The organism is Parazoarcus sp. PS-13 R2A (genome assembly GCF_057621855.1).
On sequence record NZ_JBYEXN010000002.1, the window covers coordinates 192,721 to 219,676 of the forward strand.

General features: G+C 59.2%; 13 protein-coding genes, 1 pseudogene and 1 other annotated feature. Of the genes and pseudogenes, 5 read left to right on the forward strand and 9 right to left on the reverse strand.

The features are described 5' to 3' along the window. Positions 1–18 precede the first annotated feature (18 nt). From AC22G6_RS02830 to torR, 8 genes and pseudogenes are all read right to left on the reverse strand, one after another. Entirely contained in the window at positions 19–537 is a 519-nt protein-coding gene (locus AC22G6_RS02830) for a hypothetical protein (protein WP_487365530.1), read from the reverse strand. 2 nt (positions 538–539) lie between these two features. Further along, complete coding sequence (locus tag AC22G6_RS02835) at positions 540–2,552, reverse strand: AAA family ATPase (RefSeq protein WP_487365531.1); 2,013 nt, start codon at positions 2,550–2,552, stop codon at positions 540–542. Next, the gene (locus AC22G6_RS02840; RefSeq protein WP_487365532.1) at positions 2,552–2,758 is read right to left on the reverse strand and encodes a hypothetical protein; all 207 of its coding nucleotides are present in this window, start codon (positions 2,756–2,758) and stop codon (positions 2,552–2,554) included. Before AC22G6_RS02840 ends, AC22G6_RS02835 begins: the two co-directional genes overlap by 1 nt. Positions 2,759–2,808: 50 nt before the next feature. Further along, positions 2,809–5,391: a DNA phosphorothioation-associated putative methyltransferase gene (locus AC22G6_RS02845; RefSeq protein WP_487365533.1), complete on the reverse strand. Its 2,583-nt coding sequence runs from the start codon at positions 5,389–5,391 to the stop codon at positions 2,809–2,811. A gap of 1,229 nt (positions 5,392–6,620) precedes the next feature. Continuing rightward, positions 6,621–7,687, reverse strand: a pseudogene (locus AC22G6_RS02850) (IS3 family transposase); the annotation flags it as partial. Then, positions 7,293–7,409: a sequence feature (AL1L pseudoknot), on the reverse strand. It overlaps the preceding pseudogene by 117 nt. Positions 7,688–7,743: 56 nt before the next feature. Beyond that, entirely contained in the window at positions 7,744–12,897 is a 5,154-nt protein-coding gene (locus AC22G6_RS02855) for a RecQ family ATP-dependent DNA helicase (RefSeq protein WP_487365534.1), read from the reverse strand. Positions 12,898–13,411: 514 nt separating this feature from the next. Beyond that, entirely contained in the window at positions 13,412–17,212 is a 3,801-nt protein-coding gene (locus AC22G6_RS02860; RefSeq protein WP_487365535.1) for a DUF3427 domain-containing protein, read from the reverse strand. Positions 17,213–17,384: 172 nt separating this feature from the next. Next, a complete protein-coding gene (gene torR / locus AC22G6_RS02865; protein WP_487365536.1) occupies positions 17,385–18,146 on the reverse strand; it encodes a two-component system response regulator TorR in 762 nt (253 codons plus the stop codon). 112 nt (positions 18,147–18,258) lie between these two features. Between torR and AC22G6_RS02870 the strand changes: the two genes are divergently transcribed. From AC22G6_RS02870 to torD, 4 genes are all read left to right on the forward strand, one after another. Beyond that, positions 18,259–18,429, forward strand: coding sequence for a periplasmic nitrate reductase, NapE protein (locus AC22G6_RS02870; RefSeq protein ID WP_487365537.1), 171 nt, complete (start codon positions 18,259–18,261; stop codon positions 18,427–18,429). A gap of 42 nt (positions 18,430–18,471) precedes the next feature. Then, a complete protein-coding gene (gene torC, locus AC22G6_RS02875) occupies positions 18,472–19,650 on the forward strand; it encodes a pentaheme c-type cytochrome TorC (RefSeq protein ID WP_487365538.1) in 1,179 nt (392 codons plus the stop codon). 37 nt (positions 19,651–19,687) lie between these two features. Next, positions 19,688–22,153 carry a trimethylamine-N-oxide reductase TorA gene (gene torA, locus AC22G6_RS02880; RefSeq protein ID WP_487365539.1) on the forward strand — a complete coding sequence of 822 codons (2,466 nt, stop codon included), beginning with the start codon at positions 19,688–19,690 and terminating at the stop codon, positions 22,151–22,153. Positions 22,154–22,228: 75 nt separating this feature from the next. Next, complete coding sequence (gene torD / locus AC22G6_RS02885) at positions 22,229–22,870, forward strand: molecular chaperone TorD (RefSeq protein WP_487365540.1); 642 nt, start codon at positions 22,229–22,231, stop codon at positions 22,868–22,870. A gap of 55 nt (positions 22,871–22,925) precedes the next feature. Here the strand turns inward: torD and torT are convergent, their stop codons facing one another. Further along, positions 22,926–23,990 (reverse strand): TMAO reductase system periplasmic protein TorT, encoded by a 1,065-nt coding sequence (gene torT / locus AC22G6_RS02890; RefSeq protein WP_487365541.1) that lies wholly within the window; start codon positions 23,988–23,990, stop codon positions 22,926–22,928. An 89-nt stretch (positions 23,991–24,079) separates the two neighbouring features. Between torT and torS the strand changes: the two genes are divergently transcribed. Next, positions 24,080–26,953 carry a TMAO reductase system sensor histidine kinase/response regulator TorS gene (gene torS, locus AC22G6_RS02895; RefSeq protein WP_487365542.1) on the forward strand — a complete coding sequence of 958 codons (2,874 nt, stop codon included), beginning with the start codon at positions 24,080–24,082 and terminating at the stop codon, positions 26,951–26,953. Positions 26,954–26,956: the final 3 nt, after the last annotated feature.

Genomic DNA, 26,956 nt, shown 5'->3' on the forward strand with positions numbered 1-26,956 from the left:
TGCCTGAACGAAGCATTTTTAGATCTTGATCTCCTCATCTTCGTCGACTTGCAGATTAGCATTACGAATGCGCGGAACGAAGTTCAAGGCACGTTCAACTTCAGTTTTGATGACCGTGTAACCAGTCGAGTCGGAGGAGCGTGACATCGCACCGCGCAGATACTCCAGCCCTCCTGCGGCATAGCGCTGGAACTTGCCCAGAAGCTCGTCTTCACGCTCTGGCCGCAGCAACTCGAGATCGTTCGTGCCGATCAGCGGTATGAGCAGGATGAAGCTGGCAAGCGAGGAGTTGACCAGCTTCTGCCGCTCGAAGATGTCGACGCTAATCTCAAGGCGCTGAGGGCCGACGTCGCGCTCGCGATCATGAATGAGGCCGATTATGGCTGCGAGGACGATAGGCCCCGTGTTGAAGGAGTACAGCGCAGGATGAGAAGGCTTGCCGAGTGAGTCCTGCCCTTTGAGCATGCTCACTAGGTCGGCGAACTCGGCTGGCCAGTAGATCGTTTTGCCAGCCGTAAAAAGACTTTGCTGGGACATGGTCAGAACTCCAGGATGACGGATTCGTCTCGCTCGGCGTCGTATTCGTTGAGCGTAAGGACCCGATCGTTGATACGCATGGTTTTGACGGGCTTGTTGCCGCGAGGCCCTTGCTGTCTGGATACGATTAAGTAGCGCTTGCCGACATGGCGCTCGAGGGCCGCTGCAACTGCATCGCCCCAAGCGGCGGAGGAGATCAGCAGAACCAGCTGCGTGGATTGGTTAGCCAGGTTCTCGGCAACGGAACCTTGGTATTCTGGGTCGAGCGCCGAGAAGGGCGCGTCGAGGACGAGCGGTGCGACGGTTGGTTCGGCCAGAAACTCGATTTTCTCTTGTGTTTTGCGGCCCGCAAGTGCAACCACCGCTGTGATGAAGGCGAACTTGAGCACTTGACCTTCACCTGTGCTCCGACCCACGTCCCGACCTCGAGCGTCGAGTAGCTCGACTTCGTAGGTCCTCGGGTTGATGCGTGCGCTGTAATGCTTGGTCATGTAGTTCGTCAGAATCCGGTTGAGCTCGATTTGCAGCAAGTTGAGCGCGCGGAGTTCCTGCTTTTTGAGTGTGCCTGCTATGTAGTCACTGAGTCGCTTGATCTTGTCGATCTGCTTTTTGACTGCGTCGCCGTGGCCGAGCTTCTTGGCGGTGCTTTCATATTGAAGCTTTAGGTCACGCAAGCGCGCCTCGTTCTTGGTCACCTGGTCGTTGATGACAGCGAGCTGTTGGGAAAGTTGACGCGCTTCAGTCGCAGCTGCGCTTCGTTCGCGCTCCAGCGTCTTGATCGAGTCTTCGTCAATGAGCTCGAGCTGACGTTTGATGTCCTTCAGCTGATCATCAATCTCGGCGATATCCGTGTCGTTTGTTTCGACCCGCCGCTGTAGGTCGGCGAGCGATGTGCCATAGGTCTCTCTGGTTGCCTCGATGTCCTTAAGCAGGTACTGAATCGCTCGGACACGCTGGTTGAATGCTGTTGTCGATGCGCTGCGCATTAGGCTCTTGATCTTCGCCTCTTCGCATGAACCATGATCGACCGGCCTTCCGCAAACGCAGGTCGCGTCGCGGAGGATGTCCTCGACAAGTTGCTCACTGAAGGGGGCGGGCAGTCGCCCTGAGTTCTCCTTGAGGTGGAGCTGGTCCTGAAACGGCGCCGCCATTGAGGCGATGAGCACAGAAGGGGCCGAGTCGCCGACGTAACGTGCGATCCTGTCTTGGAGCTCCTTCTTGTTCGCGACGCAGTGCTTCCGCCGTGCTTCCAGCCTGCTGCGACTGTCCTGCAATGGCTTGCTCTTCGGCAGGTTGCGAAGCTCGCCCTCGAGCTTGGAAACACGGGCATCAGCGATCGCAAGCTGCTGCTCAAGGGCTTTCGCCTTGTCGCGCTGCGCTGGAAGTACGTGCTCGATCTTCTCGCGTGCTTCTTGGATGGCATCGAGTTCTTTTGAATTGACGGCCTTTGCCAGGCTGCTCTGCTTCTTGCTGAGGCAGCGGTCGAGATCTTCGAGAAGGCGGTCGACCAACTCGAAGCCGAGGACCTTCCTCAATTCCTGGCGGAACTGCGTGCTGCCCGAGAGCTCGAGCTCGCCGATCGCCTCGGCGTCGAAGAAGAACCAGCGAGATAGACCCTTTGGAATGATCTTTTCGAGAAACTGCTGAGAGTTGGTGAAGGGCTTTCCAAAGCCGTCATCCAGTGGCAGGACCTCAAGCGAAGATAGGCCGCGACCCGTCACTGTCCGGCGGGCAAGATACTGCTTTTCTTCATGTTTGAATGTGACCTCTACAAAGCATTCAGCTTCCTTGTCTTCATCTCTTGCAGCCTTATTTAGGAGCAGTTCTGGGTTTGAGAGCCGCGGGGTGAACTCTCCCGTCAGGCACCAGAAGATTGCGTTCAGCAAGTTTGTCTTACCGGCCCCATTCTCACCATGGATGACGGTGACTGAGTTTACGCCGAGTGCTGCGAAGTCGATGGACTGGTCGCCGTAGAAGCCGCGAAAATTCCTGAGTGACACACGTTGGAGAAACATCAGAAATTCTCCTTCTCGATCGCGTCAAGCAAGCGCTCAACTCGGGCGTCTTGTGGCTTCGGGGTGCCGGGTCCGAGGAGATCACGTTCGAGCATCAGGAGTCTTTGGGCGACAGCATGGTAGATGCGGTCCTCAGCTGACATGCTTTGGGCTGTTTCCGTTGCAACCTCAGCCGCAATATCATTTAGAAGATTCTTAATATCCATCGTCTCAGCTCTTGTTATTGGTGCATACTGCAAAAAACGAAAGTTTTGGACTAGCTACAGGCGTTCCACTCAAAGTCGGCAAGTTTTGTCGGCGTCAGCTTTCTGGGTACCAGCCGTCCAGTAATCGGTGATGGGCTCATGATAACGATGTGGCCCGCCATTTCTGGACCGTAGCTGATATGAATGGGGCGCTCTGGGCCGTAGATGTATAACCTATCGAATGGAATATTTTGTGTGATCCATTTGGCAACTTCAAGCATGTCTTCGTCCTCAACCAGGAAGTCGACAGCGGCTCCAAGGCGTGGGCAAATGGGTTTGCCTGTGCGATTTAGTTCGTGACCAGCGTGTTGGTCTAGCCGCGGTGCGATACGGGCCGAGATCTCTTTAACCAGTGCTGCGGACGCAAAGCCATAGGTCAGGTGGATCATTCCGAAGTAGTCGATGATCGGATCCAATACTTTGGTTGCTAGTGCATGTAGTGCATTGAAAGTGGCCGCATGTGTGGGTACGTTATCCATCCTCGTTCGCTCCCAGGTCTCCCCACACTCGATGAGTTGCCTGAATGAGAGGTGAGCGCCACACGCTGCGTCTAGATCTGGGATCGTTGACGATGGCGCGATTCTGAAAGCGCCGACCTCAAGGCGCCGTGATGCCAGAGCTTCGTCGAGCTGTGCAAGGGAGGGGCCGTAATCCTCGGGAGAAAAGAGTTCGAGGGCTTCCAGCTGCTCGTCGAATTGAACTTGTTGCTCGAACATTGGGTTGTCCTCGTTAAGGTAACGGGACTTAAAGTACAGAGGCGGAGGCTCATGGGGTGAGCCATACTCAAAGAAGTCGATTTCTTGGTCACGCAGCCGGATCTTGACCCGCTTTGTCATGAGAGGGATCGGGTGTCCGTCGAAATCATCAAATTTCATCAGGGTGAGCTTCCCTGAGCGGATGTGAATCTTGACAAGGTTGATGTCGTCAAGATCGCCATAGAGGATCAAGCCACAGCCCACGTATGCCCGAAGAACTGCGGGAAGACGCTCGATCAGTGAGGCGTGTAGCTGCAAGAAGTCACTTTCGACGTAGTAGCCAAGTCCTTTTGCCTGCGCTGCTCGGCATGCTGCATCTAGGACTGAGGGCTCTGCAACGCTAAGAAGCATCGCTTGCGCGGATGAGATGGCTTTTTGGTAGTCGCCAAAGTGCGCTTTGATGTCGCGCTGTAAGCGCTCATCGAGGTGGCGATATTGTTTTCGCTTCGAGAATAGCTGGAGCGCGAGGTAAACGAGCAGGTCGGACCGCCGTTCTTCCGCTGCGAGCGCTAGCTCCGCTGAGTCCTTTACATCGAGCACGAATCGAACCGCGCGTCCCCATGACCCGAATGCCTCAACACAGGCGGCCTGGTTTGCAAATTCGCTCCGCTCTGGCGTTCGCCCGAGTGTCAGCATTGTGTTCCACAGCGCATCGATCAATTCGGGGTGTTCAGTGAGTTGCCTTTCTCGGTTTGAAAGCCGTGATGGTTTTCTATTGGTGGATGCTTCCGCACGGCGGTATCCCAAGAGCTTGAGTGCGTGATGACTACGTTGACGGCCGTAAAGAAAACGTTGTTCTGCCTGTTTGTCTGAGAACACAAACATGATGCCGGGACCAACCGCGATTGCTTCGCTATCGAGGACAGATTCGACGAACTCCTTTAATTCGTTCTGGTTGAAGTACTTCTGGAAGGTTTGCCGTCCAGTTAGATAGCCGTCGCGATAAGGCTTGCCTGGCGGAGGAGCGCTGCCATAGAGCATGGCGGACACGACGAGCAGCTGATCGGCGAGAGAGTACGCACCACGGAGAGCCGCTATCCGCTCGTCGAAGTCTTCGATCACGTTGATGACGAATCCGAGGTTAACGATATCCGCCCTGAGCTTCTCGCTGTTCGGCGCAAAGTATGGATCCCAGCCGTTCGCGACGACACCGTTCGCGCGCAGGGCGACGATGTCGTCACCACGACCGCAGCCGTAATCGAAAAGGGCGGTGTTGTCGCCAAGCAGCCCGTGCCTTGCAAGCGCCTGTATCGGTGCCGATAGGCCTGCTCGACTCAGGGCCGTCCGATGGCGCTGGACCTCGGTGGTCGTTGGACCAAAAGGGCTATCCTGTTCGGTGTTCGTGACGTCGTTACCTAGTGGCTGCAAGCTATGGCCGTCGAGGTAGTAGCCGGTATCACGGATCTTCTGTTCCCATGACCGCTTGAATCCGATTAGGTGGTTATCTCCAAATAGCCCTAGTTGCTCTGCCTGCTTCGTCAGCTCCGCGAAGATATCTCGTCCAGGGTAGTCTGCGGGAAGCAGAAGCTCCTTGCGGTGCAGGATTGGCGGATTGAGTGACTCGGCATACGAACGATAAGTAACGCGCTCGCTGTCGAGATGGAGTTTCCAAGCTTCCGAGAGGACCGGAAACGGCTCTTCGAAAAAGGCGGGGTAGTGGAGAAGGGAGACCGTGTGCTTATGCTGGTCAATCTTTAATATATTCGCGGCAGCAAAGGCTTCTGGGGCGATAGATTGAGCTCGTTCGACCTGCTCACGCACTTCGTCTGGTAGGTGGGACAGACAGAGGCGATGGACGTATAGGTTGTCTCCGACAAGCTTTCCAGCAATCACTTGCATCTTCTGATCCCTGACGAGAGGAGGTGACGAAAGGCATTAGTTTTTCATTAAATGCCGTTCGGTGGCAGCTCATCGTCAAACGTCTAGCGCGATTCATAGATCAGCCTCGCATCCGCCTGAATTTGCAGATCCCGCTTTCGACCCGCAATCACCTGCGTGAGTCGGATCAGGTCTGGTGCCTCATCGAAGCTTACCCAGCGCGTGCTTGCGGTTTCCCAGTCGGGTTTCGTTTGCTCGCCCATGGGGCGGATCAGGTAAAACGTGGTGGTACCGCCCGTGCCGACGTAGCTCTGGGCCAGGTACCAAAGGGGGCGGATTTTGCTCGAGCAATGATTTTCACGACCACGGCTGACCCCGCCTAATTTACGGAGATGGACTTGGTTCGCGGTCGTCCCACTTTCTTGAGGCTGGATGCGTCTGTCTGGTCTTCGGCGCGGACAGCATTCGTGGCCGTAACGCCAAGGCGTTCGTTCAGCCACCGATAGAAGACATCCGGGTGCCAATAGACCCGCCTACCGATAGCGTAGGGCTCTACGATGGTGCCGTCGGCGAGCCAGTTGTCGATGGTTCGTTTCGATACCGACAGGATACTGGCGGCCGCTTCTTTCGTGATGGGAACGTACGGTACGGTCATGGATTTCGAGGTGTGCTTCAAAGTCGAGTATAGGTAGACTTTGTGTGCATGCTCGAACGAACTGTGGTGACGAAAGTGGGATCGCAAAAATGCGAAATCCATGCCAATCTTGGGTTATGCCAATGATGTTCTGTGCATCCGTTTTGTATATGTCAATGGAATGAATTTTGCGTCATTTTTGCGCCATTGCTCCAAAAAAGTCTTCGTTTTGTTGCATGTTGGTGCACGTTGTTGCATAGTAACCCACTGATTTTGTGGGCTTTAAAAACTGAGTGCCGTTGCCAGCAAGTGTCCGGAAGATGTTCGGGACGCAGGGGCCGGAGGTTCGAATCCTCTTTCCCCGACCAAAAATTCCCGTCAAATCATAGATTTATGGTTTGAACTGCGGCAAAATGGAGCAAAATCCGGAAGGGTTTGCTCCATTTTTGCGTCAAAAATTTGACGCAAAGTCCGCCGCGAAACATTTTCGCGCCATCCCCCCGCATGTTGCCTATACGGTACTCCCAACGTGGAGTACGGCATGTCGTCGCGTGTTTCTTCAAGCAGCATTCGCAATCGGTCACCCTTTGTCGTCACCGTTCGCTCGAACGCCGGCCTTAACCGGCGCTTTTCGCAGCAAACGGCGGCCAAGGCCTGCCTCGAGCAACTGAGTATCATAGCTGTCGCCCCTGCTGCCGACCGACGGCTCCATGCCTGCTTCCGCAAGACGCTCGGTATAGCGATTGGAGATATATTGCGACCCGCGGTCCGAATGATGAATCAATGCGTCTTGGCGGTCTGGTTGGCGAGCATAAAGAGCCTGTTCAAGTGCATCGAGTACGAAGTCCGTGCGCATCGAACTGCTCACACGCCAGCCGACGATCCGCCGGGCAAGCACGTCAATGACGAAAGCCATGTACAACCACCCTCGCCAGGTTGATACGTACGTAAAGTCCGACACCCAGAGCTGGTTGGGTCGCTCTGCCCGGACTTGAAGATTGACCTTGTCCAGCGGGCATTGGGCCTTGCTGTCACCGATGGTTGTACGGACCACCTTGCCGCGCAGGACGCCTCGCAGCCCCTGTCGCCGCATCAATCGCTCGACAGTGCAACGGGCAATCTCAACGCCCTCGCGCGCCAATTGGCGCCAGATCTTGTCTGCCCCGTAGACCTGCATGTTGGCCTGCCAGACGCGCTCGATCTGCGGCATCAGTGCTTCGTCCCGTTGTACGCGAGCGCAGCGTCAGTGCGGCGCACGCCGAAACGATGCATGTCGCCGGTAGCCGGTTGGGGCAATCTGCAGAACCCTGCAGATCGGCTCGACCCCGAAGGTGCTGCGGTGCGCGTCGACGAAATCCCTCAGGACTTGAGTCGGCGGTCGAGCTCCGCCTGGGCGAAAAACGCGCTGGCCAGTTTCAAAATCTCGTTGGCCCGGCGTAACTCCTTCACCTCTCGCTCCAACTCCTTCACGCGCTGCGCCTCTGCCGTCGTTACCCCATCGCGCACTCCCGAATCCACCTCGTAGCGCTTGACCCAGTCCAGCAGCGTCTGGGGTACGCAGCCGATCTTTGGGGCAATCGACTCTACGGCGACCCATAGAGAGGGGTATTCGCCGCGATGCTCCTGCACCATCCGCACCGCACGTTCGCGTACCTCAGGGGGAAACTTGTTTGACTTGTTCATGGCTCCATCTTCTCAAGAGTTGGAGCCTCCATCAAACCCGGGGCGCTTCAATCTTGCTAGATCCTGTAGCCTTTGATCCTCGGCACCACGATCTCCCAACGCGCACACTTAGTTGATCCTTGGAACCCTTTCTCGTTGTCTTCGGCGAAGCGGGTAACGATGCCGGCAACCTCGCATACCGGTTCGTCTAATTCCAACTGGAAGGATTTGGATGTTCTCCCCAGGATGTGTCCGTTGCTCTTGATTGCATAGCGCTCGCCGTTCTTTTCGAACTCCAGGCGAGCTCCCGGTTCAATTCGGCGAATCGCATCGTGGATGGGTGCTTCCGCAGTGAATCGGCCAGGATAACCGATATCAATATCCTTAAGGCTGAGCGTTTGGTATTGAATGTCCAGCTCTGGGTCGTGGTGCCCGGAGAACTCCTGAGCCGTCAGCGATCCGACGATTGACTGCGAGAATACGTTACCGGATGAAAACTCACATAGGGTAAGGGTTTCTTCTGCGCGGGTCATGCCAACGTAGTACAAGCGTCGGTCTTCTTCCAGCCTGTCCGCTTTCGGAGTCCAGTCACCATCGAGGAGGACGACATGTCGGAACTCTAGTCCTTTGGCAGAATGAATCGTTCCGAGGAAGAGTCCCTGCTTAGGCTGTTGGCGAATTTCCCGTGCGTAGTCGTATAGCCAGTCGATCAACGTCGTTATCGCGAGTTGGCAGGCCCCGAATTCGCCCCTGAGTTGTTCGCAAGCGACTTCGAAAAAGGCTCGCCATTGGGCATCAAGTTGAATGTCACCCAGTTTCGTGACGATCGAGTCGATGTCAAGCGAGGGTTCTTCAGTCGAGCGAAGGAGCTCGACTGCGCAGATGAAGCCGCGCTGCCGTGTAAGTGGAAGGGCGCTTTGCTTGTCGGCAGCCAGGAAGTACGGAACCTTGTGGAGTTCGCACCAGGCTTGTAGTGGCCAAAGATAGCGATGACTGCGTGCGAGCACCGCGCAGCCGAGCCAGTCGCTACGATTCTCGAGTGCGCGCAGGCGGGCCAGTTCCGTTGTGACGGCCTGTGCCTGGATGTTTCCGGTGGCGCGGTCGGCATCAGGCAGGCGGATGCACGTGACGCTTCCGGCACGCTGGTGATCGAGCGCTTGCCAGTTTCCGCCGGACGGTAAGGCGTCACGTTGGCCGTTAATGCGGATAGGATGGTCGGCTTTTAGGCGGTTAGAGTTCTGTTCGATGAGTTGGTTGGATGCCGCAATGATCGTGCGACTGGAGCGGTAATTCTCAACCAGATAGCTGATTTCGGCTGCGTATTCTTCGCGGTAGCGCTCAATGTAGCGGTTGTTACCGCCACGCCATTGGTAGATGTTCTGGTCATCGTCGCCGACGGCAAGGATGCACAGATCAGAATCGTTGTCACTGTGGCGTTTTGCGAGGGCACTGACGAGGCGGTATTGGCGGTCGTCTATGTCCTGATACTCGTCAACCAGGATATATCGGTAACCCCGCAAAAGGCGTTCGCGGAGATCGTCCTCTCCGTCGACAAGTGCCTTGCCCTCTAAGAGGTCTGCCGCCCGGTCAAGCACCGAGTCTAGTTCGGCTTCCTCAATTTTATCGCGCCGGGTATAGCTCGTCCCGGTTAGCCGCATGGCCATTGCATGGTAAGTCAGAACCGTCAGGCCCCAGGCGTCGTTGCCGACGAGATCGCTAAGCCGCTTGCGAATCTCGTTGGCGGCATGACGATTGAAGGTCAGGGCGATAATGGAGCTTGCCGGTACGCGGCGAACACGCAGGAGGTAGGCGATGCGATGGACGACAACGCGCGTTTTTCCCGAACCCGGGCCTGCCAGGATCAGCCGGTTGCTATCGTCATGGTCAGTGACGATGGTCTTCTGCGTTGGATTCAGCCCGTTCAGAATTGCTTTCCACGAAGCTTCACTGGTTGCCAGTTTCAGTACGTCTTCCTTGCCGGCAAAGTAAAGCCGCAAGAATTCCTGTTTGCTCGTGGTGAAGTAGCGCATGACCAAGCGAAGTGCGTCCGCCATCTCGTGCAAAGCGAGTTCTGCATACTCGCGTATCACGTGGACTTGGATGCGTTTCTCTCGGTAGTGTTCGTCCAATTTTTGAAAGTCGTCCTTCAGATAGCGCTGGCCCTGCTTCGCTGGGTTGATCTCGATTGCCATCGCACGACGCATCACGGTCATGCCGTGGTTCAGAGTGAGCACTTCCTGCTGGTGGAGGTAGAGGAGTACGTGCTCGATCGCTTTGTTGCGTTGCTCGGGTTTGATCGTAGCGTTTAGCTCGAGATCGGCAGATACCACCTGAAGGAGCTCGCCGAATGTCGTACTGACGAGAAGATCTTTTCCTCGGAGGCCTGCCGGAATTTTTTCGATCAGAAAGGGCAGTACCCTGGCGGTGATTGCACGTCTGCGGTCACCGAGGCGTTGAATCTGACCCCAGGTGTAACCACCACGAATGCGCAGCTTCATGTAATCTCGACTTAGTTGGCGAAGTTCGAAACTGCTTCGCTGCTGGCTTTCACCGTCGCGATCTTGAGCCAGGCTGCGGAGCAGTCGGAGAACGTGCACGGGAAGCAGGTCAGGCATGTCGCAATGTGACCTTAACTGCGCGGTGAGCGGCGGTAGGGCGATATCCTGCCATCCGCTGTGGTCTGCATCGGGCGCCCGCACACGGAGTTCACTGAATAGGGCGTCCTCAAGCTGCAGAGTCTGTCGAAGCCGATCGGCTGAGGAGCCGGCGACACCGTGCCGAAGATACAACGTAAGCTGTGAGTCGTTTTCTAATAGGCCGAGATTTTCAAGCTGTTTGAGCGCTCCGGTGATTTCTTCGTTGGTCTGCCCAGTGAGTAACATCAACTGATCAGTATTGATCCGTTCGTCAGCCGCTGCGGTGTAAAGGAAACGCAAAATTGCGCGGAATTCTTCGAGCCGCCTCGCAGGGAGTTGTGCATTCTGTAGCTTGGCTTCGGCTTCCTCTGCCTTGAGGTTGAGGCGGGCGGGGAAGACCTTTGTATGATTCTCCTCGCGGCGTAGATACTGCCCGCGCTCCAACCAAGCGATGGCAGTGACTACCTTAGTCTCAGCGTCGCGGTCGTCAGCTTCGAAGCTGGTCTGGACCGTATCGTCCTGGAGGATCTCGCCGGCGGTGATGACCAGTTGCCCGCCCTTGCGCCGAGTGCTTTCGAACCGCAGCTTTGCGAGTATCTGCTGGATGTCGCGTTGGCTGAGGCGTGAGCGCTCACTGAGACCAAACTGGGTCTCGATGTCATGTGCGTCGTATAGCAGGACACAGCGAGCATCGGCTTGGTCCCGTCCGGCGCGACCAGCCTCTTGCAGGTAATTCTCTAGCGAGCCAGGGATGTCGGCGTGAACCACCAGACGTACGTCCTGCTTGTCTACGCCCATCCCGAAGGCGTTGGTCGCAACAATTGCGCGCAGGCTGCCTTCCTTGAATTCGTCCTGAATATCCTTCTTCTCGTGCGGCTGTAGTCCCGCATGGAAGAATTGGCAACGCCAGTTTTGGCCTATCAGGAAATCTGCAAGATCTTCGGCCTTCTTTCGGCTAGCCACGAAAACGACCGCTCCACCATCCTGGGTGCCCAATTCGTCGTCGAGGAGCTGATGTACCCGTGCGAATTTCTCCCCAGCACTAACAGGGAAAACCTCGAAATGGAGATTGGGTCGTTCGGGGGTCCCGATGAAGGACGCGAAACGTATCCCAAGTTCCTCGTGAAAATGCTGTTGGATGTCCTCTAGCACGTCTTGCTTGGCCGTTGCGGTAAAGCAACCTATAGGGGCAAGCAGCGTTTCGCCGGTAAATTCGCGAATAAAGCGGGATGCATACAAGTAATCGGGTCGAAAGTCGTTACCCCATTTCGATAAACAGTGCGCTTCGTCAAAGATCCACGCTCCTATCTGTCGATGCGCTATGGCCTTGCGAAACGCCTTGTTCCGGAACTGCTCAGGAGATACGAGCAGGATGCCGACGTCGCCGAGTTGGATCTTCTCCAGCACATCCGCGCGTTCGGGCATGGTCAGCAGGCCATTGAGCGCAGCCGCGCATTGCACATTGCGAGCAAGCAAACCGTCTACCTGATCCTTCATCAGCGATTGAAGCGGCGAAATGATGATGGTGAGACTGCCATTGCGGTGGTAATGGCTGAGTGCCGGCAACTGATAGCAGATTGATTTTCCGCCGCCGGTGGCCAGGACGGCCAAAACGGACGTGTCGCGCATGCCCGCAAGGACTATGTCGTACTGGGCGCTCTTGCCCTCAGATTCGTATCGGAAGTCGTCAAATCCGAAGTAGCGCTTGAGCTCATGCTTCGGGTTGTGTGTCGTACGGCAATACTGACACTCATCGCTTGCGCAGGGAACGTCGCGAAGCTCATGAATTAGTTGCCCGACGGCAGGGAACTGGTAGCGGACCCATGGTGCCAGGACCGAATTGCCCCCTGATACTCGCAGCCATGCCAGAACGTATGCTAGCGGCAAGTGAAGCTCAGGTTGGTGTAAGTCTCGTTCAACGAGTTGCGTTAGCCGCGTCCGACATACCTTCAGATCTCGACTGAGACTAGGGTCTGATTCTTTCAGTAGATTGGGAATCAGGCTAGCTAGACTGGCCGTGGCCAGGGGGGCGCGCCCAGTGATGGACAGAAAGAAGTTGCCGAGGCCTGCGCCGATTCGGGGGGCTACCAACGCTTGGTAACTGTGCAACTCATCTGGCTGGCTTTGTGCGAGGAGCCCAAAGGCCTGCTGCTGATCAAGAAATAGGGTTAGCGTCGATTTGCAGTCAGCCAACGGTGAGTTCAGGCTGTCACGGATAAGCTTGTAATCCTTGATCAGCCGGTGATATGGATTCTGTGGAAACGCCAGTGGCGAGAGCCGAAGGGTGTCGATTTCGGGTAATTTTAGGAGGCTAAGATCGGGAGCCGCGGTGCGTAGTAAGGGCAGGTCGTGCTCAATGACGTTGTGCCCGAGGACGAAACTAGCGCCTGTGGCCATTTCGTCGAGACGACGTAGTGCCGAGTCGAGCTGTTTGTCAGTACTGAGTTCGAGCGCGTCTCCCGTGTCAGGTCGTAGCGCACCAACCTTGATGATGCGCGCGGGGCGGCCTTGCTGAGCCGGAATCGTTTCGAGATCGAAAATCAAACACTTTGGTTGAGGAGTCTGCGTCATAAGTCGAAGATGTTCGGCGCTCACTCCTGCGATCGGGCAGGTCTTATGCAAGGGCAAATAGAATTAGAATCGGCAAAGTTAGACTCACCGCAGGTCGACATCATGTGATGCCAAATTTCCATCTATGGCGGGGTCAGACGAGCACGACCACGAAAACTGAAACGTCATGATAGCGATAGTTGCCGGAAGATGTTTCGAGATCTTGCTGGCGAGCGTGCAAATGCCTGGTCTCGTGTATCGGCCAAGCAGAGCTTGCTCTCCTCAAGTAGTAGAGTCGTCTGCTGTGCTGAAAGGTGGCCCCAAGAGGTGGCCAAGGAAACTTCGAGTTCGTCGAGAAAGGACTGACGGGTGACCACCTTCCGTGCGCAAAGCAACTGGTCGATCTTGTAGAAGCGCTCACTGCGGTGCTTCGGAGCGCGGCTCGGTTCGAGTTTGTGCCAATTCGGCGCCAGAAAGGTTGGATCGGGTGTCGCATCGAGACATTCCTGTGTCGTCCTCTCGCATCTTGCCGACAAAGATGCGTGCCCCGCATCCTGATTCACTCCCCCACTGCAAACACCACACTCATCGGCGCGCTGCCCGTATGGCTGACGTACCTGACTTGTCCGTAATACGTGAAAGGTGCTGCCTTGCCCGCTTCAAGCTTGTGTTCGCGCACAAACAGGTGAAGCGCCAACCCCTTCTTCTGATGTTCGATGATCTCGCGGCCTCGCTTGCTCTCTGGTGTGGTCGCGTTCTGGCTTTGCCAGTGGAAGCTGTGCTCGTCGATCCAGTGATCCAGATAGCGGTGGTCCTCGGCTTTGCCTTGTTTGTTCAGTGTCACCAGCAGGATGTGCGCATTCTTGTCTGCAAGTACGACATGCCCGCTGTTCCAGTTGCCGGGGTTGAACGCTTCGCCAAACAGCGCGGGAATCTCCTCCCGCATCAGGCGTTCGCCATGCATGAGTTCCAAGGGGGCGATGACGGCCTTGAATCGCGCCAGCGTGCGCATCTCATCGCTTGACGCCATGTCTTCGTAAGCGGGGTTGTTGGCCCTGAGGACGTATTGCCCATCGGGCCCTTTGGTGACGACCCGCAGCAGGTACTGGTTGTCTCCAGTGCCGTCGCCACGTTCGATGGCAACCGTCGCGCCGGTGATCGAACCGGCACTGCCGGGGCTGATGAGCTCCAGCAGGAGATAGTCGCCGTCCCGGATCGGGTTTTTGCCGCCGTCCATCGAGTTGCCGCTCGCCCGTGCGATGAAGTGGCGAGCAGGGTCCAGGCTGCCATAGCCGGACCCAAGGCTGCGGTGTTCTTCGGCATCGGCTCGGCCGGTCTTGAAATGGCCGCAGGCGATTTTCAGATTCGGAAAGTAGGGCAGCTCGGTGCGCTCTGGCGCGGGTCTGCGCAGCGGGATGACATTGCCGCCACCTTTCGGAGCGCTTGCCTTTCGCACCTCGTAAGCAGCAAGACGGAAGTCGACTAACTCCTGTACCAACTCCGAGAGTGTGAATGCGTGATCCTTGGTAACCGAGAATGTCGGCACGAAGCGGTCATCAATTACGCGAAAGAATGTCTCGCTGCCATTTGGTCGATTGCCGCCGATCCACGCATTGACCGGACGATCCTTCCAATAACGTAGCCAGGTCGGCGGCACATCGTCGGGGGTATTCAAAAACTCAGCCGGCACATCTGCCAGCAAGGGACGGCGTCGTTGCAGCACCCGCCATGACTGTGCTGCAAGCGCTGACAGTGTGGGCGGCACAAGCCAGCCGTTCAGCTCCTGCAGGGCTTCGAGCAGCACCATCTTGTAGCTCTTGGTGATCTCTGTGCTTTCGACTTCGCGTAGGAAGCGTTTATGCGCCAGGACCACCGCTTGCTCGTCGGCCGACAAGTCTCCCTTGTTGAGCACAAGTTCGAACCATGAAGTATGTTGCTGACGCATGCGCGATACGCTGACGCCGGCGCGGTAGAACTCCGCCAGTGAGGGGCGGCGGCCGAGTGCGCCTTTCAGCGCCTCGTACTCCTTGGCTGCGCTGTCACTGTCGAGCGACTTCAGAAACTCGATGAGCTGGAGGTCGTAGTTGATGAAGCAGCCATCCGGCAATTCTAGGTCCCCGTTCTCGACCTTGCGTGCGAAGGCTGCCAGTTGCCGATAGCTCGTGCCCACCGCCAGCAGTGCCTGGGGCTTGTGCAGAAAACTGTGGTGGTTGCCGATGAAGTCGAGCACGACGAGCTTGTCCTTGTTCGCGGCCTTTCTCAGACCGCGGCCAAGCTGCTGCAGGAACAGGATCTTGGACTCGGTCGGGCGCAGCATCATTACCGTGTCGATGGCGGGGAGGTCGACGCCCTCGTTGAACAGATCGACCGAGAAAATGACCTTCAAACGGCCTTCTGCCAGCTGCTCAAGCGCATCCCCACGACTCATTGCTGATCCAGCGTAAACCGCAGCGCTGGGAATGCCCGCGCGTTGAAATTGCTCGGCCATGTATTCCGCGTGCCGAATCGATACGCAGAATGCGAGGGTGCGTGCCTGGGCGCGCGACTGCCACTGGCGCAATGCGTGTCGTGCGCGCGCAAGGGTGGCCAGCTTGTTGGACAACTGTTCGGGGTCGAAACGGCCGTTGCGCCACGGAATGCCGGTGTAGTCGACCGACTCGTCGTAGATGCCGTAGTAGTGGAAAGGCACGAGCAGTTCAGCCTCGATACCGGCAAAGAGCTGGCAGGTGAATACGAGGTTGTCGTCGCACAGGCTGAGGATGTCCGACTGATCGGTCCGGTCTGGCGTTGCGGTCAGGCCAAGCAGAAAGCGCGGCTCGAAGTACGCAAGCAAACGGCGATAGGTCGGCGCAGCCGCGTGGTGAAATTCGTCAATCACGATGTAGTCGAAGTGCTGAGGCCCAAAAACCTCCAGGTGTGCTGCGCGCCCAAGCGTTTGCACGGATGCACAGAGCACGTCGACATCGCGGTCCCGTACTTGCCCGGCATAGAAGCCCACGCGTGCCGCCGGCCGGATGCGAAGGAAGGTTTCGGCGGCCTGCTGCAAAATCTCCTCTCGGTGCGCGACGAACAGCACGCGACGGGCTCGCACCTGCTCGGAATCAAACGCGGCAAGCCATGTCTTGCCGAGCCCTGTGGCCAGCACGACCAGGCCACGCTTGTATCCTTCAATACGCGTCGCCATCAGCGCCTGCAGCGCTTCACGCTGAATCGAGGACGGGACGGGAGGTGGCTCCATCTCGTTGCTGCCGGGCGAGACTGCCTGCGGAAGTTGAACCCGGCGGCGCTCGTAGGCATCGATCCAGTAATCAGTCAGCTCCACCGTGCGCGGATGCCGAAACAGCTCCTCGAAGCGCGAGCGTGCCTGAAGGAAACCGTCATCGCCCGGGTAGTCGACGCGGTAGTTCCATTCGAGGCCATCCTTGAGCGCCTGACGACTGATATTGCTTGACCCGATGAAGGCTGTACCGCGTAACTCACTGCCGCCGTGAAGATGTGCGAACAGATAGGCTTTCATGTGGAAGCTGCTGCCCGCGGATTCAAATACCCGGATCTGCGCGCCGAGTTCCTTCAGCAGCATCAGCAACCGCAGTGCCTCGGGATCGGTCACGTCAAGATAGTCGCTGGTCACAACGCGCAGTTGCACCGGCGCGCACGTCTTGTCTTTCGCCTCACCTTCCTGAGGGGTGAGCGCAGCGCGCAGATCGGGCAAGAGCAGGCGCAGACCCGTTGTCTTGATGAAGGCAACGGCGAGGTCAATCTCGTCCGCCTGGCTGATTGCTGCACACAGGTGAGGCAGGAAGTGATTGCGTTCGCCACCGACAATGAGCTTGGTTGCCGCGGGCCCGTGCTTGCGGATCAGCGCGTTGATCCACTGCTCGGTGCGTCCAGGGCGCTGATCCTGTGTCGTCCAGCACTCCGCTGCAGCAAGGTCGGCGAAGGGCGCAATCCAGGCACGGATCCTTGCCTCGGTTGCATCGGTAAAGTGGCGTCCGTCCTGGACCCGCTCACCTTCTCCGAGCTTGAAGCTCAGGTAGAAAACGCCATTGGGCTTGAGTGCGGCCCACAACCGTGCCAGCGCAGCATCCATATCCACGCCGGGCAAGTGGAGCAGGCTTGCGCACGCCCAGATGCCGTCGTAGCAGAGCAGTTCATCGACTTCGTCGAAACCGCGCATCTCGACCGCCTGTCCGATGTGCCGTGAAGCCAGTTCGCATAGCGCAGCGCTGGCGTCGAACGCCCGAACCCGGTATCCGCGGTTCAGAAACGCTCGGCTGTCCCGGCCCGAGCCACAGCCTGCATCGAGGATCAGGCCCTTTGCCGGGATCCCGGCCAGAAAGCGCTCATGCAGGGCGGACATATCGACGTCCACCGTGCTGGAGAAAAACTGCGGGGCATTTTTATCGTAGTAGTTGCTTGTGCTGGACATCTTGGCAGTGACTGGAAACGCAGGCGCTTGCGACATTCGCAATGCATTTCCGAGAGACTACCAGGTCGTGCCGCGATGCGAGCAGTCCGGCACTGCCACCGCACTACGGCGAGAACAGATACCCCTCGCCGTGAACAGTCACGATGTGTTCGGGTGTTTTCGGGTCGGCTTCGATTTTCTGCCGCAGGCGCTTGATCAGGACATCGACGGTGCGGTCGCTGGGGGTGTCGCCGCGATGGCTGATGCGGGCGAGGAGGCGGTCGCGCGACAGGACTTGCCTGGGCGCGCTGGCCAGTGACACGAGCATCTCGTACTCGGCGCGGGTCAGGCGCACCGGCTCTCCCCGCACGGTGAGGTTGCGTCCCTCGATATCGAAGCTGCATGCACCGAAGCGAACCCGCCCCTTGCTGCCTTCGTCGGACGGAGTCTTGTGCGCCGCTGCCATGCGCCACAGCAGGTTCTTGACGCGTGCGAGCAGTTCGCGCGGTTCGAACGGCTTGGTGACGTAGTCGTCTGCACCCATCTCCAGGCCCACGACGCGATCGATTGCGTCGGTACGGCCGGTGACCAGCACGATGCCGAGGTTCGATTCGTGGCGCAGTTCGCGCGTCAGCGACAGGCCATCCTCGCCTGGCAGGTTGATGTCGAGCAGGACGACGTCGGCCGGATCGACTGCCATCACCGCACGCATGTCCTTGGCGCTGGCCGCTTGGCTCACCCTGTAGCCCGCCTTCTCGAAATAGGCGCTGATCTTGATCCGCGTGATCTCGTCGTCCTCGACGACGATGACGTGGTGCTGGGGAGCGAGCGGTTCGTCGATGGTCATGGCTGGCGGGGAGGGGATGGTCTGTTCATATTCTTTCACAAATCGACACGGGCTGTATATGACCTTGGTAGGACATCTTCACATCGCCCCTCTAGCATTGGGGTCAAGGTGGCGCCAAGGGTTGGCGCGCCAATTTCGAGTGGAGGCCGCCGTGGACACCAATTCCCAATCGCCGGAAAAAACCTCGTTTTTCGGAGAAGTTAAAGCATTCCTGCTGATTACCGCCATCGCGATTCCTGCATTGTCGCTCGTTTCGATCTTTGGCTACGGGTTTGCCGTGTGGATTCTGCAACTCATTTTCGGGCCTCCGGGCCACATGTAAGCCCATCGTACGAGCCGAATCGAACTTATTGCGGAGGAAATCATGATGATTCGCAAGCTATGGAAAACGGTCAAGTCACCCAGTGCGCATATCAGCCTGGGTGTGCTCACCGTAGGTGGTTTTCTGGCAGGTGTCGTTTTCTGGGGCGGTTTCAATACCGGCCTCGAAGTGACCAACACCGAGGCCTTCTGTATCAGCTGCCACGAGATGGAAGCCAATGTGTACAAGGAGCTCCAGGGCACCGTGCATTGGTCGAACTCTTCCGGTGTGCGCGCGACCTGCCCGGACTGCCACGTGCCGCACAACTGGACGGACAAGATTGCCCGCAAGATGCAGGCAAGCAAGGAGGTGTTTGGCAAGCTCGTCGGCACCATCGATACGCCGGAGAAGTTCGAGGAGAAGCGCCTTGAGCTTGCGCAGCACGAGTGGAGCCGTTTTTCGGCCAATGGGTCGCTCGAATGCAAGAACTGCCATGACTACAAGAGCATGGATTTCACCGCGATGTCGGAGAAGGCACGGGTGCAGATGACACGTGCGGCCGAACGCGATCAGAGCTGTGTTGACTGCCACAAGGGCATCGCCCACAAGCTGCCCGACATGGTCGCGCAAGCCTCGGGCGCGATGGGCAAGCTCGAGCAGTCGATTGCAGTCACGAGTTTCTCGCCGGATACGTCCTATTTCGTCGTTCGGGGTATCGAGGCGTATGAGGATTCGGAACTCAAGGTTGTTGCAGGCCGCATCAACCCGGCGACGGAGCTCAAGGTCGTCGAGGTGGGCAGCGATCGCCTGAAGGTCGAGCTCGCAGGCTGGAGGCGGACCAAGGGCTTTGGCCGCATGATCAACGAGATGTTCGGTCTCAACATCGCTTCGGGCGTGGTCTCCAAGGAAGTTGCCCAGAGCGCCGAACTGGTCCAGGGCTTCGAACGCAAGGAAGACCCGCTGACCGGTCTCGAGTGGGAGCGTGTGAACGTGTCCCTGTGGATCAAGCCCGCCAGCCTGACCGACAACGTCGATGGGATCTGGAGCTTTGCCAAGGATACCTACCGCGAGCGTTGCAGCGTCTGCCATACGCAGCCCGACGAGGATCACTTCGACACTAATACCTGGCCTGGCATGTTCAACGGCATGTTGTCCTTCGTGAATCTGGACGGCGACAGCCAGAGCGTCATCCTCAAGTACCTGCAAAAGCACTCGGCTGATTTCTCGACGCGCAAGCATTGAGATTCAATTCAGACACTACGAATTCGTGGAGATCAACATGACGATTTCACGCAGAAACTTCATCAAGGGCTTGCTTGCCTCTTCGGCAACCACCCTGGTCGCGCCCAGCGTATTGGCAAAAGCGGCCACCCCCGAGGCCAACCTGCTGGACGGCTGGAAACTCACCGGTAGCCATTGGGGCGCGCTGCGTGCGCGCATCCACGGCGGGAAAGTGGCCGAGATCGTGCCCTTCGAGCTCGACAAGAACCCGACCGACATGATCAACGGTATCCGCGGCATCATCTACAGCCCGTCGCGGGTGCGCTATCCGATGGTGCGCTACGAGTGGTTCAAGAACCGTCATCTGGGCGACCGCAAGACGCGGGGCGACAACCGCTTTATCCGCGTGACCTGGGACGAGGCGCTTGATCTCTTCCATGAGGAGCTCGAGCGGGTTCAGAAAACCTACGGGCCGTGGGCGCTGCATGCCGGACAGACCGGTTGGCGTCAGACCGGGCAGTTGCACAGCGCCGGCAACCACATGCAGCGCGCGGTGGCGATGCACGGCAACTTCGTGAAGAAGGTCGGCGACTACTCGACCGGTGCGGGACAGACCATTCTTCCCTACGTGCTCGGTTCGACCGAGGTCTATGCGCAGGGTACGTCCTGGTCCGAGATTCTCGACAACGCCGGTCTGATCGTGCTGTGGGCGAACGACCCGGTCAAGAATCTGCAGGTTGGCTGGGCATGCGAAACACACGAGTCGTTCGAGCATATCGCGGCGCTGAAGCAGCGCATCCAGGAAGGCAAGATCCGCGTCATCAGCATCGATCCGGTGCGCAGCAAGACGCAGAAGCATCTTGGCTGCGAGCAGATCAGGGTCCACCCGCAGACCGACGTGGCAATGATGCTCGCGATTGCGCACACGCTGGTGAAGGAGAACCTCTACGACAAGAAGTTCATCGACACCTACTGCCTCGGCTTCGAGCGTTTCCTTCCCTACCTGTTGGGCGAGAGCGAGGACAAGGTCGAGAAGACGCCGGAATGGGCGGCGGGGATCACCGGCGTGCCGGCCAAGACCATCCGTGAGCTTGCGCGGGCCATGGTGGGTACGCGTACCCAGCTGCTCTTTGGCTGGAGCATTCAGCGCCAGCAGCACGGCGAGCAGCCGTACTGGATGGGTGCAGTGCTCGCCGCGATGCTCGGGCAGATCGGCTTGCCCGGCGGCGGCGTGAGCTACGCACACCACTACAGCTCGATCGGTGTGCCCTCGACCGGTGCAGCCGCGCCGGGCGCGTTTCCGCGCAACGTCGACAAGGGGCAGAAGCCGGTCCACGACAACACCGACTTCAAGGGCTACAGCAGCACGATTCCGGTCGCGCGCTGGGTTGATGCGCTGCTCGAGCCGGGCAAGAAGATTGCCTACAACGGTTCCGAGGTGACCCTGCCGGACATCAAGATGATGGTCTTCTCCGGCTGCAACCCCTGGCATCACCACCAGGACCGCAATCGCATGAAGCGCGCTTTCCAGGCTCTGGAGACGGTTGTCACGATCGACTTCAACTGGACTGCATCGTGCCGCTTCTCCGACATCGTGCTGCCGGCCTGCACCCAGTTCGAGCGCAACGACATCGACCAGTACGGCTCCTACAGCGTGCGGGGCGTGCTGGCGATGCAGAAGCTGGTCGACCCGCTGTTCCAGTCGCGTACCGACTTCCACATCTTTACCGAGCTGTGCCGCCGCTTCAACCGGCACAAGGAGTACTCACAGGGCAAGGGCGAGATGGAGTGGCTGCGTTCGCTGTACGAGGGCTGCCGCAAGTCCAACGAAGGCAAGTTCGATATGCCGGACTTCGACACCTTCTGGGCGAAGGGCTACGTCGATTTCGGTCGCGGCAAGCCGTGGGTCAAGTACGCCACCTTCCGTGACGACCCCGAGGTGAATCCGCTCGGTACGCCGTCCGGCTTCATCGAGATCTTCAGCCGCAAGATCGATTCCTTCGGTTACGACGATTGCCGCGGTCACCCGATGTGGTTCGAGAAGAACGAACGCTCGCATGGCGGTCCGCGCTCGGCAGCCTTCCCGCTGTGGCTGCAGTCGTGCCACCCGGATCAGCGCCTGCACTCGCAGATGTGCGAGTCGGAAGAGTATCGGGCGAAATACACGGTCAAGGGACGCGAGCCGATCTACATGAGCCCGCGTGACGCAGCGCAGCGTGGCATTGCGGATGGCGACATCGTTCGCGTCTTCAATGATCGTGGTCAGCTGCTCGCTGGCGCCCGGGTGTCCGAGGACTATCCGGCGGGTGTGGTGCGGATCCACGAAGGCGCATGGTACGGTCCGGTTGATGCCAGTGTCGGCGCGCTCGACACCTACGGCGACCCCAATACCGTCAGCCAGGACGTCGGTGCATCGAAGCTCTCGCAAGCGACCAGTGCCAACACCTGCCAGGTCAACGTCGAGAAGTTCGTCGGGCAGGCGCCGCAGGTGACCAGCTTTGGCGGGCCGATCGAAGTAAGTTAAGTCCTGATGGTGCGTTGGCGGGCGGTATTCTGGCCGCTCGCCAACGGTCTGACCCCAAACGAGATGAAGGACATCATGAGCACCCAAACTGACATCGAACACCGACGCGCCCATCTGTATGCCTGGTTCTCGACCCTTTTTGCGCATGAACTCGATGCCCGGCAGGTCGAGGCCCTGAGCGCCGGACCGTGGCAGAACATTCTAGCCACCCTCGAGGCCTGCGGCTTCGACGCGCCGGTCGCCGACCTGCGTGCGGCGCTTTCCACGCTGAGCGGGCAGGGTGATCTGCGGCTGGAGCTGGCTGCAGACTTTGCGCAGACCTTTCTGCGCGACCAGAAGCACTCGGCCTTGCCCTACGCCTCGATCTATCGGGACGAGAACGGTCTGCTGTGCGCTGCCGATGAGGCGAAGATGCGCGAGCTTCTGCAGGCAAGCGGGCTGCAGGTCGCCGATGACGTCGGTGAGCCTGCCGACCACGTGGCCGTGCTGCTCGCCTATCTCGCCCACCTGATCGAGCAGCACGCGGAGGACGACGATGCGTCCGCTGCAGCGCGAGCCCAGGTGGCCTTTATCGAAGGAGCGCTGCTGAACTGGGTGCCGACCTTCGCACGGAAATGCAGGACGGTGGACGATGCCCGCTTCTACCCCGCGCTGTCAGCGGTCCTGAGCGACTACCTTCAGGCCGATCTTGACTACCTCAAGGGCGCGCAGGCCTAGTTTGATCTGCCGCCCCCCGCCCGGGATCGTGCCAGTGCGTGCGCATGGGGCGAACTCAGCGCTGTCGCGGCCCGACTTCGAACACAGGGGAGAAGCGCGCCGGTGACAGCGAGTTGCGGGTTTCCAGCGTGTGGCTCGCGTCCGAGGTCAGCGTCTGCAGGCTCGGCGCGATATCGGTCATGAACGGCTTGCCGTCGAGAAAGCGGCTGACCTGGTCAAGCGAGAGCTGGCCCAGAAGCACCATCTGGTCGGTGACGGCCATCTGTACCTTGCCGCGCAGCAGACCCCGGTAGACGCCATGGGTGAAGTAGTAGCTGATGACCTTCGGGCGGCGGGCTGCTTCGATATGGCCGACTTCAACGAGCGCGGTTTCAGCCAGGATGGCGCCCCCGACCACGTAGTCGATGTCGCGGTGTTCCTGCAGTGCGTCCTCGAGCAGCGCGCGCATGATGCGCCGGTCATTGTCGGGACCTTCCTTGATGACCAGTTCGCGCACCGAGGCGGACTTCAGTGCGTCAAAGAAACCCAGCTCGACGTTCGGCCTGTCTGACCAGCGCGAGGCGCCGGGAAACCACGCGATCTTGACCCCTTTGGAGCCGGCCGGATGACGCGCCGCGATGAACTCACCGGTGCGGTAGCCCATGGCGTACCACGATGTGGCGACACGGCCCTCAAGCGTGTCGAGGGGTACGTCATTCACGAGGCCGAAGACAGGCAGGCCCGCCACGCGTGCTTTCAGTTCTTCGATACGGCCGGCGAAGGAGACTGAGCCCAGCAGTAGTGCATCTGCCTTCCAGGCGCGGCACGCGTCAATCTGCGCAAGCTGCTCGTCGACCCGGTGATAGCCGCCCGCGTCGAACACCTTGAGTTCGACCCCAAGCGCACGAGCCTGCGCTACCATGCCGTAGTTGATGCTGAGCCAGTACGAATCCTTCAGGTGCGGGTAGAGCGCGCAGATTCGCCAGGGTTTCGAGGCCGCAGTGAGTGGGCGGATTTCCGCCTTGTGCGAGGTGTGCCACTGAAACGGCGGGGTGCGGACGTCGACACTCCACGCCCGTGCGTCGCCTGCCATTGCAACGATGCCGGCAAACACCATGCAGCTGGTGGCCAGTCCGAACATGGAACGAATCGGGACGCTGCAGGGGATTCGCATTCGTGCGGTGAACTCGTGCTGAGCGTCGAATTGCGCAGAGGGCGCAGGATCGAGAGATGATAAAAAAAGGGATCGGGCAAAAACTATTCTACTCGTTTCTCTTGATGGCGGCCCTGTCCTCGCTGGGGTCAATCGTCGCGGTGGTGGGGCTGTTTCAGCTCGACGAAAAAGAACGTCGTATCTCCGATATCGCCATTCCCTCGCTCGAGGTGGCGCAGGACCTGTTCCGTATCAGCATGCGGGTGGGCAATGTTTCCAAGCTCCTGCTCGAGACCAGCGACGAGCCCAAGGCGCAGGCGCTCGGCGACGTCATGATGGAGGAGGTTGCGCGGCTGCAGCAGGTGATCGGAACTCAGCCGACCCTGCTGTTCGGGGCCGACGACGTTGCCCTGGCGCGACGCCTGGTTGGGCAGATCGATTCGAGGCTGAAGGAAACACGGCGCCTCGTTCACCAGCGCATCGCTGGTGAGCACGCGCTTTCCGCCCAGGCCGATGCCATCAAGCGCGCACTGTCCGGGCTGGTGGAGATCGCGCAGCTCGAGGCGGCGAATGCCGAGACCGTGGCGGCCGCCAATTTCGCCTATGTCTATGAAGCGACGGCCGGCGGCACGGTCGGAGCCAGCATTCATGACACCCTCGATTCGATCATCGAGCATGATTTCGATCTGCTCGACCGCCTGTCCGAGCTGACGCATCGGCTGTACCTGCTGCATCAGGATATCGAACGGCTCCAGAGCGTCACTTCGCTGGCCGATGTCGAGGTTGTGGAGCGCACGTCGACCGCGAGTCTCGAAGCTGTCGTGCGGCGCTTGCGCGCGGTGCGCGACCCGGGCCGGGTCGAGGCCGTCAATGCCTTGTTCAAGACCGTCGTGCGCATTCGCGAGGCGATCGACACCAAGCGCACGACGTTGCGCGTTCGGGAGCAGTTGCATGAGGCCGTTGCCGCAAGTGACAGCTCGTTCGGTCAACTCAGCGACCTGATTGGCGAGCGCGCGGCGCATGCCGGCGAGGCGGTGAATTCGGCCGCTGGCGCCCTGCGTGAGCTGATCGGCGATGGCCTGGTTGTGGTCGCGGCCGGGACGCTGGTCTCGCTGATCACGCTGGTGTCGATCATGTGGTTCGTGGTGCACCGGGGCATTGTGTCGCGGCTCGCGAGGCAGATCGCGTCCTTGCGCGAGATCGCGTACTCGGAGGGCACGACGCCGCCGGACGTTAACGCGCGGGACGAGCTGGCCGAAATGGACCGCGCCATCGCCAGCTTCAGGCAGAGCGTCGATGAACGGCGTGCGCTAGAACAGGAACTGGTGCGCAACCAGGCCTCGCTCCAGGTCGAGGTCGAAAACCGCACCCAGGAGCTTAGCGAGACCAATACCAGTCTCGAACAGGCCAACAGGGCGCTCGAGGCGGCGAGGCTCAAGGCCGATGAAGCCAACCGCGCCAAGTCGGGCTTTCTGGCGAACATGAGTCACGAGATCCGTACCCCGATGAACGGCATCATCGGCACGCTCGAACTGCTCCGCCATACGCCGCTCAGCCCGGTGCAGTCGAGGTATGTCGACGCCTCGCGCGAATCCAGTCTGGCGCTGGTCGACATCCTCAACGACATCCTCGACTTCTCCAAGATCGAAGCATCGGCGGTGGTGGTGTCAGCGTCGAGCTTCAACGTCCTGGATCTTGTCCAGCAGGTGTCACGCTTCCTCGAGCCACGGGCCGAGCAGGCTGGCATCGATTTCACTTTCGAGGTGTCTGCGGACGTGCCGGCGTGGATCATTGCCGACCCCGGCCGCATCCGTCAGGTGCTGACGAATCTTGTCGCCAATGCGATCCGGTTCACCACCCAGGGCTTCGTGAAGGGCCGGCTCAGCGTCGTCGGTGATGCGGGCGCGCCGAAGCTGCGCTTTGAGGTGGTCGACAGTGGCGTGGGTATCGCGCCCGATGCGGTCGACCGCGTCTTCGAGCCGTTCTATCAGGCCCATCAGGCGGAATTCGTTGGCGGGACCGGACTTGGGCTGACGATTTGCCAGCGCATCGTGGCTGCGATGGGCGGTGTGATCCGGCTGGAGAGTGAAGTGGGGCGGGGGAGCCGGTTCTGGTTCGATCTGCCGCTCAGGGAAGGTGAGCCGCAGGTTGCTGATTCGGGCGCGGTCGGCGCGCTGAAGTTTCCGGGGTGTCACGTGCTGCTGGTCGAGGACAATCCGATCAACCAGCTCGTCACCGGGGAGTATCTGCGTCTGCTCGAGTGCACCGTGGTCAGTGCCGCCACGGGGCGTGCTGCCCGTGAGCATGCGCGACACGAATGCTTTGATCTGCTCATCGTGGATATCAACCTCCCCGACATCGATGGCCGGGTGCTGTGTGGCGAACTCAAGCTCGATCAGCAGGCAATGGACAGTACGCCGGCTGTCATCGCCATATCGGCGCATGCCTTCCCGCAGGACGTGGAGGGTTTCCTGTCCGCCGGTTTCGACGGCTATCTGCCCAAGCCGGTCAGCTTCGAGGGTTTTGGACGTGAGCTGGGGAGAGTGATGTCAAAAGGCAGGTTCATGCCGGCAGGCGATGGCGAACAGCCCGCCGCCCCGGACGCTGAAATACTGAATGCCGCAGCGCTTGGCGCGGATGTCGAGTGCATCGGTCTCGAGGCGGTGGAGAAGATGATCGGGCTGTTCCTCACGAGCGCACCGTCCACCGCAGACGCCGTGCGCGCGGCCGCGACGGCGGACGTGCAGCGTGCGCTGGTGCACAAGCTCAAAGGGTCGGCGGGCAGCCTGTATCTCACCGCGCTCCACGCGCGATGCGCGGAGCTGGAGCAGGCCGCCGAGGCGGCGCGGCTGGACGGGGAGGCCATCGATGCCCTGCATGATCAGGTGCAGATCGCATGCCGAGCGCTCGAAGACTTTCTATCGTCGTATCGCACTGGAGGGGATGCCTGATCC